At 35.1% G+C, this 15,928-nt stretch carries 18 protein-coding genes; 2 read left to right on the top strand and 16 right to left on the bottom strand.

What is annotated here, in order from left to right; genetic code table 11:
- Positions 1-39: 39 nt before the first annotated feature.
- The gene (locus CJ239_RS06015) at positions 40-723 is read right to left on the bottom strand and encodes a Bax inhibitor-1/YccA family protein (RefSeq protein WP_102210885.1); all 684 of its coding nucleotides are present in this window, start codon (positions 721-723) and stop codon (positions 40-42) included.
- A 55-nt stretch (positions 724-778) separates the two neighbouring features.
- Positions 779-1,519: an RNA methyltransferase gene (locus CJ239_RS06010; protein WP_102210884.1), complete on the bottom strand. Its 741-nt coding sequence runs from the start codon at positions 1,517-1,519 to the stop codon at positions 779-781.
- 33 nt (positions 1,520-1,552) lie between these two features.
- Between CJ239_RS06010 and CJ239_RS06005 the strand changes: the two genes are divergently transcribed.
- Together CJ239_RS06005 and yidC are read left to right on the top strand one after the other, a co-directional pair.
- Positions 1,553-1,831, top strand: a complete 279-nt coding sequence (locus CJ239_RS06005) for an acylphosphatase (RefSeq protein ID WP_020903085.1) — start codon at positions 1,553-1,555, stop codon at positions 1,829-1,831.
- Between the two features lie 77 nt (positions 1,832-1,908).
- Positions 1,909-2,835 (top strand): membrane protein insertase YidC, encoded by a 927-nt coding sequence (yidC, locus tag CJ239_RS06000; RefSeq protein ID WP_102210883.1) that lies wholly within the window; start codon positions 1,909-1,911, stop codon positions 2,833-2,835.
- A gap of 223 nt (positions 2,836-3,058) precedes the next feature.
- On the opposite strand, the gene CJ239_RS05995 is transcribed toward yidC, so the two are convergent.
- The 14 genes from CJ239_RS05995 to purR form a co-directional block, all read right to left on the bottom strand.
- Positions 3,059-4,147: a sensor histidine kinase KdpD gene (locus CJ239_RS05995; protein WP_102210882.1), complete on the bottom strand. Its 1,089-nt coding sequence runs from the start codon at positions 4,145-4,147 to the stop codon at positions 3,059-3,061.
- Positions 4,117-4,803 carry a response regulator transcription factor gene (locus CJ239_RS05990; protein WP_102210881.1) on the bottom strand — a complete coding sequence of 229 codons (687 nt, stop codon included), beginning with the start codon at positions 4,801-4,803 and terminating at the stop codon, positions 4,117-4,119. Before CJ239_RS05990 ends, CJ239_RS05995 begins: the two co-directional genes overlap by 31 nt.
- Before the next feature lie 61 nt (positions 4,804-4,864).
- A complete protein-coding gene (locus CJ239_RS05985; RefSeq protein ID WP_102210880.1) occupies positions 4,865-5,584 on the bottom strand; it encodes an ABC transporter permease in 720 nt (239 codons plus the stop codon).
- A 1-nt stretch (position 5,585) separates the two neighbouring features.
- Positions 5,586-6,371: an ABC transporter permease gene (locus tag CJ239_RS05980; protein WP_102210879.1), complete on the bottom strand. Its 786-nt coding sequence runs from the start codon at positions 6,369-6,371 to the stop codon at positions 5,586-5,588.
- 1 nt (position 6,372) lies between these two features.
- The gene (locus CJ239_RS05975) at positions 6,373-7,083 is read right to left on the bottom strand and encodes an ABC transporter ATP-binding protein (protein WP_102210878.1); all 711 of its coding nucleotides are present in this window, start codon (positions 7,081-7,083) and stop codon (positions 6,373-6,375) included.
- A gap of 172 nt (positions 7,084-7,255) precedes the next feature.
- Positions 7,256-8,974 (bottom strand): ABC transporter ATP-binding protein, encoded by a 1,719-nt coding sequence (locus CJ239_RS05970; protein ID WP_102210877.1) that lies wholly within the window; start codon positions 8,972-8,974, stop codon positions 7,256-7,258.
- Between the two features lies 1 nt (position 8,975).
- Positions 8,976-9,731, bottom strand: coding sequence for a hypothetical protein (locus CJ239_RS05965; RefSeq protein WP_102210876.1), 756 nt, complete (start codon positions 9,729-9,731; stop codon positions 8,976-8,978).
- 4 nt (positions 9,732-9,735) lie between these two features.
- Positions 9,736-10,608: an ABC transporter ATP-binding protein gene (locus tag CJ239_RS05960; RefSeq protein ID WP_102210875.1), complete on the bottom strand. Its 873-nt coding sequence runs from the start codon at positions 10,606-10,608 to the stop codon at positions 9,736-9,738.
- The gene (locus tag CJ239_RS05955; protein WP_102210874.1) at positions 10,602-11,024 is read right to left on the bottom strand and encodes an Msa family membrane protein; all 423 of its coding nucleotides are present in this window, start codon (positions 11,022-11,024) and stop codon (positions 10,602-10,604) included. The genes CJ239_RS05960 and CJ239_RS05955 overlap by 7 nt, the downstream gene beginning before the upstream one ends.
- A gap of 9 nt (positions 11,025-11,033) precedes the next feature.
- Positions 11,034-11,612 carry a CPBP family intramembrane glutamic endopeptidase gene (locus CJ239_RS12145; protein WP_257994462.1) on the bottom strand — a complete coding sequence of 193 codons (579 nt, stop codon included), beginning with the start codon at positions 11,610-11,612 and terminating at the stop codon, positions 11,034-11,036.
- Positions 11,613-11,615: 3 nt separating this feature from the next.
- The gene (locus CJ239_RS05945; protein WP_102210873.1) at positions 11,616-12,353 is read right to left on the bottom strand and encodes a hypothetical protein; all 738 of its coding nucleotides are present in this window, start codon (positions 12,351-12,353) and stop codon (positions 11,616-11,618) included.
- 429 nt (positions 12,354-12,782) lie between these two features.
- Positions 12,783-13,577 (bottom strand): pyruvate formate-lyase-activating protein, encoded by a 795-nt coding sequence (gene pflA, locus CJ239_RS05940; protein WP_001288286.1) that lies wholly within the window; start codon positions 13,575-13,577, stop codon positions 12,783-12,785.
- A gap of 125 nt (positions 13,578-13,702) precedes the next feature.
- Complete coding sequence (locus tag CJ239_RS05935) at positions 13,703-14,953, bottom strand: diaminopimelate decarboxylase (RefSeq protein WP_102210872.1); 1,251 nt, start codon at positions 14,951-14,953, stop codon at positions 13,703-13,705.
- Between the two features lie 66 nt (positions 14,954-15,019).
- The gene (gene purR, locus CJ239_RS05930) at positions 15,020-15,847 is read right to left on the bottom strand and encodes a pur operon repressor (protein ID WP_004238844.1); all 828 of its coding nucleotides are present in this window, start codon (positions 15,845-15,847) and stop codon (positions 15,020-15,022) included.
- Positions 15,848-15,928 lie beyond the last annotated feature (81 nt).

Genomic DNA, 15,928 nt, shown 5'->3' with positions numbered 1-15,928 from the left:
AAAATCAGTGTCACTCAAAACACTGATTTCATAGACCTTTTAATCATTGCGACCAAAGATACGTAAAATACTTAGGAAAAGATTGATAAAATCAAGATAGATACTGAGAGCCATTGACACAACCCAACCTGTCGCTACTCGACCTTGCGATTGTTCATAAGCATAGCGAATTCTTTGATTGTCCCAAGCAATAAGCCCAGAGAAGACCAAAACCATGGCTACGCTGATCATATAATCAAAGAAACCGCTAGCCAAGAAAATATTAACTACCATGGCAATCAGCAAACCGATAAGAGCTGCCATCATCGCTCGACCAAGACCACTCAAGTCTTTCTTAGTGAAGATTCCGACTGCCGCCATGACAAAGAAGAGAAGGGTGCTCGACACAAAGGCTGATAAAACTGTACCTGGAGTATAGAAGGCCACCACAAAACTGAGGGTAAATCCGTTTAAAACAGAGTAAAGTAAAAATACTGGAAGAGCAGCTGGACTATTCCTTGAAGCCATGCTACTAGCAACGAAAACCAAGGCCAACTCTGCAAAGGTTGCAATGGTCAACCAGAGACGCCCCTGCATCAAAAAGTAAACCAACTGAGACTGAAAGACCGTCAACATAAGACCTGATACCAAAGCGGATAGTCCGATTCCCAGACCAACAAAGGCATAAACCTTAGCGTAAAATTGATTGAGACCTGCGCGGTCGTGAATAATAGTGTGATTCATCTTTTTCTCCTTTTCTATGAACATCTTTCCTTGATTATAACAAAGAAAGTTAAAATTAGCTTAAATGGAAAATCAAAATACCTGCTGCAACTGCAACATTGAGACTCTCTGCCTGCCCCTTCATGCTAATGTGGACCAACTGGTCTGCACTTTCAGCCATGAGAGGACTAATTCCTTGACCCTCATTCCCCATAACCAAGACAAATTGATCTAAATGAGGCAAGTCACGATAGTCTTTAGAATTCTTGGAAAGAGTGGTTGCCAGCACAGGGATACCTGCCTTTTTAGCTTCCTCAAGAAGCGTTTGACTAGACATTCGATAAATAGGCAGATGAAAATGACTGCCTTGCATAGAACGGAGGGTCTTAAGACTATATATGTCTGCTGACTTATCTGAAACAATCACTCCTGTAAAGCCTGCTGCATCCGCAGTCCGAATGATGGTTCCCACATTACCAGGATCTTGCACATCTTCCAAAAACAAGAACTTACCCTGACTAAAGTCAGCTTGTCCTACTTCTTCTTTTTGAACCACCGCAACGATTCCCTGTGGAGTCTGAGAATCCGCCAAATCTAGCAGAATATCCTCTGACACCCAGACAGTTTGCGGAAAAGCAGCTAACTGATCTCGGTAATTTTCTAAGGCAAAGATTTTCTCAATCGTCACCCCAGCTTGCACAGCTTCTTCAAACAAGTGCCAGCCTTCAATCAAATAGGCAGACTTGCGGTATTTTTTTTGGTGTAATTTCTTGGCATTTTTTACCACAGAATTGGCTTTTGAGGTTATAATAGTCATAGAAATATTATAACACAATCAAAGGGGTTTGGTATGCAAAAGGTTAGAATGATTGCCCAAGGTAGGGTACAGGGAGTCGGCTTTCGTTGGGGTGTTTACAGCTTGGCACTTGAAATTGGTGGCATCACAGGTCGGGTATGGAATAATGACGATGGCACAGTGGAAATCTTAGCCCAAGCAGACTCATCCGCTATCATGGCGAAATTTATCCAAGAAATCCGAAAAGGACCTACACCTTTTTCAAAAGTCAGCTACTTAGATGTCCAACTGAGCAACTTTCCTCCCTACCCTGACTTTAAAATCGCAAATTAGGTCTCTAGAACTATTGTATATTTTGTAAAAAAACAGTAGAATAGAAAGGTATAATTTTTTAAGAAGGAATAAAAACAGTGAAATCTATTAAACGTTTTGCACTCTCGACTATGGGAGTGGCTATGTTGCTTGTCTTGACTGGCTGTGTTAGCGTCGATAAAGCAACAGGAGAGCCAACAGGATTTATTTGGAATACTTTCGGAGCGCCTATGGCTGAAGCTATCAAGTACTTCGCTACTGATAAAGGTCTAGGCTTTGGTATGGCTATCATTATCGTAACCATTATCGTGCGCTTGATTATCTTGCCACTTGGTATCTACCAATCATGGAAGGCAACGCTTCACTCTGAAAAGATGAACGCCCTCAAGCACGTCCTTGAGCCACACCAAACACGTCTCAAGGAAGCGACTACTCAAGAAGAAAAACTCGAAGCCCAACAAGCTCTCTTTGCCGCTCAAAAAGAACACGGCATCAGCATGTTTGGTGGTGTAGGATGCTTCCCTATCCTCCTTCAAATGCCTTTCTTCTCTGCAATTTACTTTGCTGCCCAACATACTGAAGGGGTTGCTCAAGCAAGCTACCTAGGCATTCCTCTAGGTTCTCCAAGTATGATTTTGGTTGCCTGCGCAGGTGTCCTTTACTATCTTCAATCGCTCCTTTCACTTCACGGAGTAGAAGACGAAACGCAAAGAGAACAAATCAAGAAAATGGCTTACGTGAGCCCAATCACGATTGTCGTCTTCTCCCTCATTTCACCAGCCAGTGTCACACTTTACTGGGTTGTCGGTGGTTTCATGATGATTCTCCAACAGTTTATCGTCAACTATATCGTTCGTCCAAAACTTCGCAAAAAAGTCCGTGAAGAACTGGCAAAGACCCCACTAAAAGCAAGTTCTTTCTCAACAACAAACGAACGAAAAGACGTTACCCCTGAACAACCAACTGCTATCACAAGTAAGAAAAAACACAAAAATCGCAACGCTGGAAAACAACGTTCGAGATAAGAAGAAAAAGGCTTAGCTGGTTTGCTAAGTCTTTTTGCGATATCAAAAATAGTAAAAACACTGATTAATAAGAAGCAAAACGTACCCACTGAAGCTTTACAAAGTTAGCCAAAGCCTTGCTTTGAATCCACATATGAAATCTATGTAGTCAGTAAGATTCTTAGAAAGATGTGACACTCACATCGTTTAAAAAATGCCCCATAAACGAACAGTCTTCGCATGACTATGATTTAATACAATTCACAGTTATTAAAAGTTCTGCTCCCTCGTCTCTATTTCTAAGCTCAACCCTGCCCTTATGCAGTTTTGCAACTCTACATACAAAACTTAGTCCAATACCATAATGTTGCTCTTTAACCGATCTAGCTTTATCCATACGATAAAAGAGCTTCCCAAAATTAGTTAAAACTTCATCTGGAAATTCAGAGCCATTATTCCATATACCTATTTTCAATTCTTTCTCCTCTTGCTCTACTCTAATTTTAATTTTAGGATTCTGTTTATCGGCGTATTCCAAAGCATTTGTTAAAATATTTTGTATGGCACGAATCAAAAGAGATGGATTTATATAATATCTTTCAGTTCCTTTCACATTTTGTTCAAAAGAAAACTTCATCTGATTTTTTATCAAAAAAGAGACTTCTTTCTCTAATTCATTGATAAAATCTGAAGAGGAATACTCCGTCCAACCTGTCTCATCATCATAATAGGTTTTAGAATAGTGAATCAATTGATTGAAATAATCTAGTAACTGTTGACTAGCTCTTTCTATATCTGCTAAGCATTCTTGAGATTGGTCGTTTTCAGTTATTGCCTGCAAAAATTCCACATTCCCCTTAATAATGGTTAAGGGAGTCTTTAAATCATGAGAAGCTGCTGAAACCTGAAACATCAAATCTTCTTTCTGCTGTTTCTCATCAACTATTAATTGTCGAATCCTATCTTGCATCACAATAATCCGATTCCCTGTCTCACGAAATTCTTTAACCATTAAACTTTCTGTACATTCCTTCTCCAACCACATACTATTTTCATAAATCAAAGTCATTTCATAACTCAGTTTTTTCAACAATTTTCCAATGTGATAACTTATTAGAACAATCAATAAAATACAAATATATATCCATGATGACACATTGAAAAAAATTGATAGAACACCACTATTTTTTAGAGGTTTCCCGTCTTCATTTATTTGTATAGATACTGAAGCTAAGGGAATAAGATAGGCCATTAGTAAGCCAAGACTAAACTGCCAAATAATTCTCCAACAGGTTTCTCGAATTAATTGTCTAAAACTTTTGATTCTACCCATTGATATCCTCCACCGTACAAGGTTTTAATTGGATTTAATTGATAAGGTTTCAGCTTTTGACGAATTTGATAAATGTACTCTGAAACCGAACGTAAAAGCGCTTCTGAACTTTGTGGATATAGATAATTATAAATTTCCTCTATAGAGTATATTCTACTTGGGTTGCTTGCCAAAAGATTCACTATGTCAAATTCTCTCCTTGTCAGAGCAATCTTATCATCGTTTACAAATAGTTCCTTACTATCCGTATATAGTATAAGCTTCCCAATCTTTATTTGATGAACATTTCCTTTAATCCGTTCTTCACGACGTAAGTGCATTTTAACACGTGCTAACAATTCTTGCATACTAAAGGGCTTCATAATATAATCATCAGCACCTGCATTGATTCCAGCTACTAAATCTTCATCCATATCCTTGGCAGTTATAAAACAGATAGGAACAGTTATCTGCTCACGAATCATCTGACAGATCTCTAAACCACTAACAGGCATCATAATATCTAATAAAATCAAGTCAAATCCTGTAAAATCACAAAGATCAATCTCTTCTATCTTATTTCGTATGACTACTTCATATTTTTCATATTCTAGTACTTTTTTTATTAGGCGAAGAATAGCAAGATCATCATCTACCACTAAAATTTTATAAGCCATAACTCACCCTCCTGAACATATTATAACACTAACTGAGAAAAAGACAGGATATCCCCTGTCTTTAGCGCACATTTCTTCCTATGAGTATCAGTGTAGCAAATAGAAAAACAATTAATAGCCAAACTATTTGTATCCCTAAGCCTTGCCACACTGGATAATAAAGAGACAATGGATAGGTATAAAAACAATTCATACTAGCCAGTAATGGTAAATTTCTAAAAAAAGAACTGAATTGTAGTAACATTTGTCCCAAGCCCAATAAAAGGGATAAACTGCTCCCCAAAATTAAGATAAAAGACTGGGAAATAAATACAAAAATACCACTTAAAAGAGCGAAGGTTAGAATAGAAATACAAGCTGGAAATAGAATTGTTAGAACATGTTTAATATTACTCAAAAGATTGATATTGTAGTAACCTTGCGCGATTAGTATGCATAATGATATTACAGCAACCAATAATACAATTTCCATACATAATACAATAGCTAGTTTACAGATTATAAATTTTAAACGATTTGGACATGTAAGAAAACTGGTACGAAGGCTAGAACCTGTAAATTCTTGACCTATAAATAGAACCGCTAAACTAACGAAACCTGCCTGTCCTAAATAGAGACTTTGCAGTAGCTGTTCCAAAACAAACTGTAGGGTCAACTGGTCTGGCTTACTATTTAAGAAAATAACCATCGCTGGAACACACAGTATCAGAGCGCCTATAATCAACCAGTGCCAAGGATTCATCATAAACTTAAGATACTCACTTTTAAGTTGCTCTTTCAACTTATTCACCTCCTCCGATATCTGACTTAAGTAATCGGTAGATTGCTAAAGCCAAGAATGACAAATTCCAACAAAGTAAAAGGAAAATATGTTGCAAACTATTCTGTTCTAAAATTTGAGGAGATGTAGCAATCAATCCTTGCCCCAGTGCAACTGGAAGAAATTTTGTAGCTGATATATAGTTTGCTAAGAATGTTCCTAAATTGTAGACTTGAGGAAGCAAAAATAATAGAGGAACAATGGCTGTTTTAAATGTCAAAGCCATAATATAGGCCAGCAGTCCCAACAAGGTCCAAGCTATACTGGCTAAAAATATATAGAACCAAACTCTCCCATTTAGTGAAAAAAGCAATAAGCCATCTTGTCCTAAAACATAATGTGTCATGTTAATCGTAAGGAATATTGATAGAAAGGAAATGAAAAAAGAAAATACAAGCCAAACTAATGTTTTTGAAACTAGGAAAGTACTTCGATTTGTAATAGAGAGGATGCTTGTACGAATAGCAGAGCATTTATACTCCTCGGCTCCGTAAATTGAGCCTAGGATAATCATAATAAAAACACCAAATAAAGTGACATCAAAACCTAAAAATTCAATAGGAGGTATAGCTTCTGCTAATTCTGGATTTGTCTCTGGTGTAGCATGGATACCAACTGAAACAATCTGAGAAGCACCAATATTTGCTAAAAACGTTTGAAATACCAGTATCAAGAATAGTACAACATGAGTAGCTCTCTTATAAAGTAATTTCAAGATTTCAGAATGAAGAGAGTAAATAAGTGCCATGTCACTTTCCTCCCTCTGTCAAACTAAAGAAGACTTCTTCTAGTGAAGAAAGATTTTTCATCACTTCTTGTAAAGTCCCTTTTATAAGAACTTTTCCTTTATTTATAATAACTACATCATCTGTTACTGCTTCCGCTTCCGATAATATATGAGATGATAGCAAGACTGTCTTCCCTTCTTGAGCTTGTTTTTTTATAAACTCTCTAAACCACCGAATTCCTCTTGGATCCAACCCATTTGTCGGTTCATCCAATATCAGATACTGAGGATTTCCTAATAGAGCTGTTGCAATTCCTAATCGTTGTCCTTCTCCTAATGATAATTTCCCAATTTTAGATTTTTTCTTATGGCTAATATCCACCATATCCAAGACTTGATCAATTCGCTGACTAGATATCCCATTACTAGCAGCAACAATTTTCAAATGTTGATAAACAGTCCGATCATCAGGAGCTCCTACACTGTCAAATGAAGCTCCTACAGTCTTTAGAGGAAATTTTAATTCCTTATAAGTTTGATCTCCAATTTTGGTAAGACCAGATGTTGCTTTGTCTAATCCTAATAAAATACGTAAGGTTGAACTTTTTCCAGCTCCATTTGGACCCAGGAAAGCAGTCACTCTACCTGCTTTTACTTCAAAAGAAATATCTTTTAAAATTTGAGTTTGCCCATATGACTTACATAAATTTTTAATGGTAATACTTTGTTCCATGATGTTCTCCTATTCTATTTAATATTTCTAAACGTAACTATATCTTACACATTCATTTTCGGATTTTTTTCAGAATTTCAAAAATCAAAAAAGATTTAAAATTCTTTGCCCTCTTTCAAGTAGATTGCAAATAGAATCTTAAATCTTTAAAATTTTGTTTCATTTAATGTCTTTAATTTAGTTCCTGTAGATAACTTTGGTAACTAGTATTTCTTAATTGTAATTCCTCATGTTTACCCTTATCTACAATTCTTCCATTCTCGTCAAAAACAAACACTATATCAGCTTCACGGATAGTTGATAATCGATGAGCAATTGTTAGTCGTGTTTTTTCTTCAGTCAATGAATTTACAGCCTTCGTAATAATTCGCTCAGTTTCTACATCCAAACTTGCAGTAATTTCATCAAATAAATAGATATCACTCGGAAGCATTAATGAACGTGCTATATTAAATCGCTGCTTCTGACCTTCAGATAAACCTTGACCAGAATCAGGTATATGACTCTCTAGACCTTTTGGTAAGTGATTAATCAAGCTAAGAAGGTCTAATTCTTTTAGAACAAAATACATCCTCTCATCCGATACCTTACTATTTTTCCCATAACTCAAATTTTCTCTTAGAGTTCCATGAAACAAAGTATTATCTTGGGAAGTATAACTAATCAAATCACGAACATTCTCCGAAGATAAATCCTTCAGTCTTTTTCCCCCAATCAATATCTCTCCTGCATCGTATTGATAAAATTTCATCAATAAAGAAAATAGAGTTGTCTTACCCGAACCGCTTGGACCTATAATTGCAACATGTTGCCCAGATGAAATATGAAAACTTAAATTATCTATTACATATTTTTCTTGTTCTGAATAACTGAAAGAAACTGCATCAAAGGAAATAGAGAAGTCATTTACTTCTATATAAGAGAAATTATTATCTTCTGAAGCTAAATTAAATAACTCTACTACACGTGTTCCTACCCCTTTTACTTCAGCAAAATCATCTAAAGACTGAATTAATTCAGAAGTCGGTTCCAGTAACTGCATGACATAGATAATGAAAGTAGTCAGTGTCACTATCGTCATTATTCCTTCCTGAACTTGCCATCCAGCTATTAAGATGATAATCAAGATAAAAAACATGATTACACTATTTAACAAGGCACTTTGAAAAGAGGAAATTGCTAATATTTTTCTAAAATTCTTAAAAAGTTCAGAAAAAACTTTAGACATAATCTTTATTTCTTGCTTCTCACCATTCATTGACTTGATTAATCTGAACTTAGAAAATTTATGACCTAAATCTCCTGCTAATTTTCCTAATAAATTTTGATGATCCAAAAAACACATTTCTAGTTTAGCATTTATAGGAAGCGTTACAAATAATAGGCACAATATTAATACTAGACTAACTAGCGTTAAATAAAAATTAATTGAAACTAAAAAATAAGCAGTCCCCACAATAATAAATAGATTCATAATGACCTGTGGAAAAGTTACCGAAATTAATTTTAATACTACCGACATATCATTTGTTAATCGGTTTGATAAATCTCCTGCTTGATATCTTTCAACATCTGTTATTGACAAAGATAAAATTTTTCTATGAAGACTTTCCTGCATCTTTTTCATAGCCTGATTTCCACTCATTCCCAGTAGATAAGAAGATATGGCCTGTAAAGTATAAACAGATAAAAAGAATAATAGCATCCCTATTAGCATTAGCGGATTTAATAAAATAAATGTCAAAAACGACATATCCATCATCTTACCTATAAACTGAGGTATCAATAATCCCATTCCTGCGCTAATAAAACTTAAGAACAAACCTATAAAGAACCTTGGTTTGTCTAAACAATGAAATAAATATTGATAAAACTGTTTTTGCTTTATCATTTTAAAATTCTACCTTTCTAAATTTCTTTAAGCTAAAATAAAATAGCATAAGTGAGTAGAATGTTGTTATTGAAATAATTCCAATATAGGCTAAGTGAAAATTACCCTCTTCGGCTAATAAACGAAAACCATTTGGGAAAATCAAACCAATTTTACCAAATAGAGGTAAAATCCCTGTAAAAATAAGTAGAATAATGCCACTTACAATACTTGCAACATTACTGAAAAACAGCGATATCATAGTTAGTAGAAATATATAAAAAACATGATGTAAAATCGTTCCAAAAATAGAGAATAAGGCCAACCAACTATCCTGACCTAAAAGTTCTCCTGAAGCGAAAGGAAGATGGATAACTCTTAAGTAATAAACACCAAACATTAGCAAAGAAAAAATCAAAATAAATAAACCAAATAAAGAGAGTATACTTAGTATTTTTGATAATAAAATCTTTTTCCTCTCTATATCCTTATATAAGAAAAGTCGGTGTAATTCTATATCGCTTCTAACTACAGACAAAATTAGTAGAAATAAGGATAAGGTTGGTAGAGTTGAATTGAAAGAAAGATTAAAAATACCATCATACATTTCTAAAAAACTTAATTTTGCTCCACTTTCTATTGAAGTTACATTCATAAAACTTGTTTCCATAAATGTTGAAGCTAAATATAGAATAGGCATTAGACTAAAAAGCAAAAATAGCTTACTTTCTTTTCTATTCCATGTTGTGCTTAATACAGCTAAAAAAATATCTTTCATTTCATTACCTTTCCATAAAAATATTCTTTAACTGATTTTCTTTCATACTAATAGAAGAAATCATCTGTTTTTCACCCAAAAATTGTAAAACTTTATTTAATTCTCCTCTACTACATTGCGAAGAAATGACTAAATACTGATTTTCGATATAAACAGTATCTGACAGATAAGATTCCAGGATTGAAATGTTTTCATCATCTATCAGCTCAATCAATACATCTCTTCCAGATGGTTTAGAAAATTCATCAGCTAAACAACCAGACTCTATGTATACATAGCGATCACATAGAGATTCTAATTCACTCAATTGATGACTCGATATCAACATCGATATCTTTCTCTGACTAGCCCATTCTTTCAAAATAACAATCAATTTTTGAACACCTATTGGATCCAATCCTACAAAGGGTTCATCTAAAATTAAAAAATTAGGTTCTGCAACAAGAGCTATTGCTAAAGCTGTTCTTTGCTTCATTCCAAAAGAAAAATTCTTCGGTTTTCTTTTCCTTACTTCCCATAGCTCTACTAATCTCAATGTCGATTCAATATTTGTGAAAAGTTCTTTCTTGTTATGCAATCTCAAATAAAATTTTAGATTATCTTCAACTGTCATTTCAGGATAAAATACAGGATCAATCATAATTCCTACATCCTGAAGCAAACAATCTTTTGAACTCAGTTCAACTTCATTATAATAAATTTCACCTTCCGTCGGTTTCAGGGATTTGGCAATTAATTTCATGAGGGTGGATTTTCCTGCCCCATTCTTACCTATCAACCCCACAATTTCTCCCTTATTTATTTCCAAATTAACATTTCTCAATGAATAGAAATCATTTCCTGCAAATTTTTTAGATAAATTATGAATTGTTAACATTTTTCACTCCCTTTTTTATTTTTCTGACTCTTTATATAGTAAGTAACAATTGATATAGACAGATATAAAATTACCACAAAAATAATCTGAGACATCTCCAGAGGAGATTGAGCTATCTGCACTGTCATTTCATCTGATACAACGATATTTCTTTCCACAAATACTTTCCAAATAGACATTTTTTCAGACAAAATAGCAAAAATCATATAAGCCACACTTGAAATGATAGGTAAACTGATACTTTTATAAATTAAATCCTTTTTATTTTTACTATTATATAGTACGTAACCATGAATAATAATCGGGAATAAATACAAAATTAAAGCAAGTATCATAACTGATAAATTTGGTAAATAAAATAATAAGAATAGTGTAGACACTGTATAATACAAACAAAGTAACAATATTGAAATCATATTTTCTCCTTATTGAAATAATGCAGCTAATAAGTTTATAAGCCAATGCGCTGCAATAGAATAATGCAATCCAAAACGCATAGTCACAAGTCCTAGTATAAAACCAATTGGACTCCGAATCAATAAATTATCTATAATGTCATAATTCAAATGTAGTAAAATTCCAAATAGTAAAGAGCATATTAGTAATGTCTGAGGTTTAGAAAAATTATTTCGCAAAATACGATATAAACAATAGCGGAACAGGAACTCTTCACAACTAGCAATAACCATTTGATACCAAAATTCTTCACCTTTAATAAAAAATAGATTTATAAGAAATAGTAAGGCTGTTAAAAAAATAAATTTATACCACGAAAATTTAATTTCACAACTAGCATATAAATGATATTTTTGGGCTATATAATTTGGGAGTATGATAAAACAAGCTGGCATTAAAACAACTAAAAGATAGAAATAAACACTGACTAGTTGCTCTTTCTCTACAAAAACTAAGCCAGTCATAGAAATACTATATAAAACAATAGATAACATCAAAATTCCTAAAGCTAATATCGCAGTAGATAATTTTGTCGTTTTATCATTCATTCTCTAAAACTCCATTTTTTTAAATTTTTTATACGATAAAATATAGAAAACTGTCATATAGACCATGCTCAACAAACACATAGCAACTAAATTTGTAAAAGCACTTACATTTGATAGCGATATATACGCATTGGGAAATAGATAACCCATCCATCCCATCTTAGAAGAAAGTATCGAAGCTAAAACAAAGAAAATTGAGATAACTATTGTTGCTGCTCTATTCGTTTTTAGCGAGGTATAAGACATAATTAAAATAGATACTAAATTAGAAAAGAATGTACTGAAAATGCTTAAGATTTCTCTACTTAACAATTCATCACCTGAGAATAACATATTTGATTTATTTAAAAATAAAAAGAAAATTATCAATGATGTACATAAGGTAACCAAGGTATATAGACAGTATAAAACCATTAAAGAAAATAACTTAGCTTGAAAAATTCTATTTTTCGGTAAATCTTTGTATAGAAACATTATTCCAGAATTGAATTCATTTCGAAAAGTAGAGTAAATCATATAAGAAAAAATTAATGTTGGTAAAATAAGTTTAAATTGTGATTGAAATACAATGCTAACAAAAAAACTAAAACTTGCATTATCTCCTGCTACATAAAAAACTTCCATATCTGGACTATTTGTCAGTAGAGGAACTACTAATGGAAGTAGAGAAAAAGCAAATAAAAATTTTGTTTCTGATCTTAACCATATTGTCCTAAAAATTGTAAATAAATTTATGCTCATTTTATTATCTCCTTTAGTTATCAATCAGAAGAGACTTTATAATCTCCTCTGATTGATAACTAATCTAATTAGACTAGTTATTCTATTTATTAAATTGTCACACGACGATTGACCTTGTAGCTAATGCTAACAATACCGAAATTCCATGTATGACGTTTGAACAATGTTTTAAATGCTTTCATAACTTCCTCCTTTATCTTGATACAAATAGTTTAGCTTATTTCAGATATCTATGTTATGACTTTCTCTGAAATGTTAATCTTTTCTGCTGAAATGCTTAGAATAGAAAATCTGCTTTCAGTTAAGAATTGCTTTAAATTCTCTAATTGATTTGTTCGCATTCTATTTCAAGCTACTATAATTTCAGGCAATAAGTCTATTTTATTTATATATAAACTTAAAAGCCCGATGTTTCCATCAGGCTTCTTTTTATCCATGTACACGTTTCATATAGTCTTGGTAACTTTCGGTATCCATGAGTTTTTTAGCGTTCTTGACGCGGTCTGCTGTTGGAGGTTTGACCCCTTCGAGCGAATAAGGGATTCCCAATTCACGCCATTTGAACTCACCCATTGTGTGATAAGGTAGAATTTCAAACTTATCAACATTTTTGAGGGTCTTGACGAACTTACCAAGTTCAATCAAGTCATCATCTCTATCTGTCAATCCCGGAACTAACACATGGCGAATCCAGACAGGTTTTCCAATATCTGATAGATACTGGGCACAGGCCAAGATATTTTTATTGGTTTGGCTAGTAACAATCTTGTGCTGTTCTTCGTTGATTTCCTTGATATCTAAGAGAACCAAGTCAGTGACAGCCATGAGTTTGTCAAACTTCTCAAGGTAACGTGGTTTATTACGGAAAGGAAGGGCACAGGTATCCAAGGTACAGTGGATTCCGTGTTCTTTGGCCTTGGTAAAGAGGGCAATCAGGAAATCAATCTGCAAGAGGGCTTCTCCTCCACTGACTGTAATACCACCCTTATTCCCCCAGAAACCGCGGTAACGCAATGCCTCTGTCAAGACATCATCTACCGTCCGTTCACGTGATTTGTTGGACTCCATGGCCCAAGTATCTGGGTTATGGCAATACTGGCAACGCATGTGACAGCCCTGCAAAAAGACAATAAAGCGAATACCAGGTCCGTCTACCGAACCAAAGCTCTCCGTTGAATGCACCATTCCTGTCACTTGTCCATAATCAATTGTTTCTTCAGACATATCGTTACCTTCCTTGAAAACGTTTTATAGTTTTATTATATCATGACTTGAAGGAAAAACAAGATTTTTGCCTATTTTTTAGAAAGCAATCTGTTTTTCAATTTCATTTTCAATTAATTATCATTTTATTCTTCAAAATCAAAACCATACAAGGTTGCAAAATAGTCCTCAGGACGCTCTGCACGGCGGATTTGACGGGCTTTGCCTTCTTCAGTATAAAGAATTTCCGCAGAACGAAGTTTAGCATTATACTGGTAGCCCATTGAAAAACCGTGGGCACCTGTATCATGAATTACCAGCAAATCACCGATTTCTGTATGAGGCAGTTCACGATTCACTGCAAATTTATCATTGTTTTCACAAAGTGAACCAACCACATCTACCACTTCAGCTGGTCCTTCTGGATGAGTCATGTTGCTAATATGGTGATAGGCGCCATACATGGCTGGACGCATGAGATTGACTGCTGAAGCATCCACACCTAGATAGGTACGGTAGGTTTTCTTCTTATGAGTGACTCTTGTGACCAAAGCACCGTGAGGGGCGAGCATAAAACGACCCAATTCGGTGAAAATCTTGACCTGACCAAGACCTGCTGGCGTAAGGACCTCTTCATATACCTTACGAACTCCCTCACCAATCAAGGCAATATCATTTGGCTCCTGCTCAGGACGATAGTTGACACCAATACCGCCAGAAAGATTGATAAAGTCTAGCGAAATGCCCAACTTTTCCTTGATTTCAACAGCCAATTCAAAAAGCTGACGAGCCAACTCTGGATAATAGAGATGGGTCACGGTATTGGACGCTAGGAAGGAGTGAATCCCAAAAGTCTTGGCTCCTTTTTCCTTCAAGATGACAAAAGCTTCAAAGAGCTGGTCCTTGGTCATGCCAAACTTGGCTTCTCCAGGATTGTCCATGATGTCTGTCCCTAGCTCAAAAACACCTCCAGGATTGTAACGACATGAGATGATTTCTGGAATGCCTGCTGCATGCTCTAGATGTTTAATATCTTCAAAGGCATCCAAGTTAATGGTCGCACCCAATTCACGCGCATAGGCATATTCCTTGTCTGGCGTGTTGTTAGAAGAGAACATAATCTCAGAACCTGGAAAGTCCAGTTTGTGACTCATCAAGAGCTCTACATAACTAGAGCAGTCCACTCCGCAACCTTCCTCTTGGAGAATTTTCAAGATAGCTGGAGTCGGAGTAGCCTTAACTGCAAAATATTCCTTAAAGCCCTTGTTCCATGCAAAGGCTTGGTTGACAGCTCTTGCCTTCTCACGAATCCCCTTCTCATCATACAAGTGAAAGGGAGTTGGGAACTCGGCAACAATCGCTTCTAACTCTTCTCTATTGATAAATGGTGTTTTCATAAGCTTCCTTCTATTCTATTTGCAAAGAAAGGCTGGGACAATCGTTCCAACCTTTAGTTCTATCTCTTATTTATCTTCGTCAAAGATATTGCCAACCTCAACATCGATGGCTTGGTTCTTGACATCAATATTGGTTACCTTCAAGAGTGACTTGTAGTCAAATTGCTTTTCACGCTCTTCTTGGGCATTGTCTGCAAAGACCGCTACACCAGCCAATTCTGAATCAAACTCACGCAAGAGACTAATCATCCCATTGACAGTTCCTCCGCCTTTCAAGAAGTCATCCACAATCAGGACACGGCTTCCTGCCTTGAGACTGCGTTTTGAAAGGAACATTTTCTCGATACGGTCACCACTGGAACCTGAAACATAGTTGACGCTGACAGTTGAACCTTCGGTAATTTTCAGGTCACGACGCACAATGACAAAGGGAACATTGAGGACATTGGCAACTGCATTTGCAAGTGGAACACCCTTAGTCGCTACTGTCATAACCGCATCAATTTTTTGATCCATAAAACTCTTGGCAATAATACGACCAATATTTTTCAAGATAGCTGGTGTGCTAAGCAAATCAGACAGGTAGATATAACCACCTGGTAAGATACGGTCACTTTCTGACAACTTAGCACGCAAGTCCTCAACCATTTCCTTGGCATCATGGCTTGAGATTGATGGTGTGAAGATGACACCCCCACCAGCCCCAGTTACTGTCTGGATATGACCGATTTCAATTTCCTCGAAGGCGCGTTTGATAATGACGATATCTTCTGAGATGGATGATTTAGCAGATTCATACTTTTCAGCAAAAGTATTGAGACTAGTTAGTTTATAAGGATTATTAATCAAATAGTTGGAAATGACAACCATCCGATCACTTCTTCTTAATTTCATTTCTATTTCCCATTTCATTTAATTTTGATATTTTATCTATTATACCATATTCACATAAAAAAACGAACATTCTTACCCTAA

This window comes from Streptococcus sp. UMB0029 (assembly GCF_002871495.1).
Lineage (GTDB): Bacteria > Bacillota > Bacilli > Lactobacillales > Streptococcaceae > Streptococcus.
This window is presented reverse-complemented; position numbering and strand designations above follow the sequence as displayed.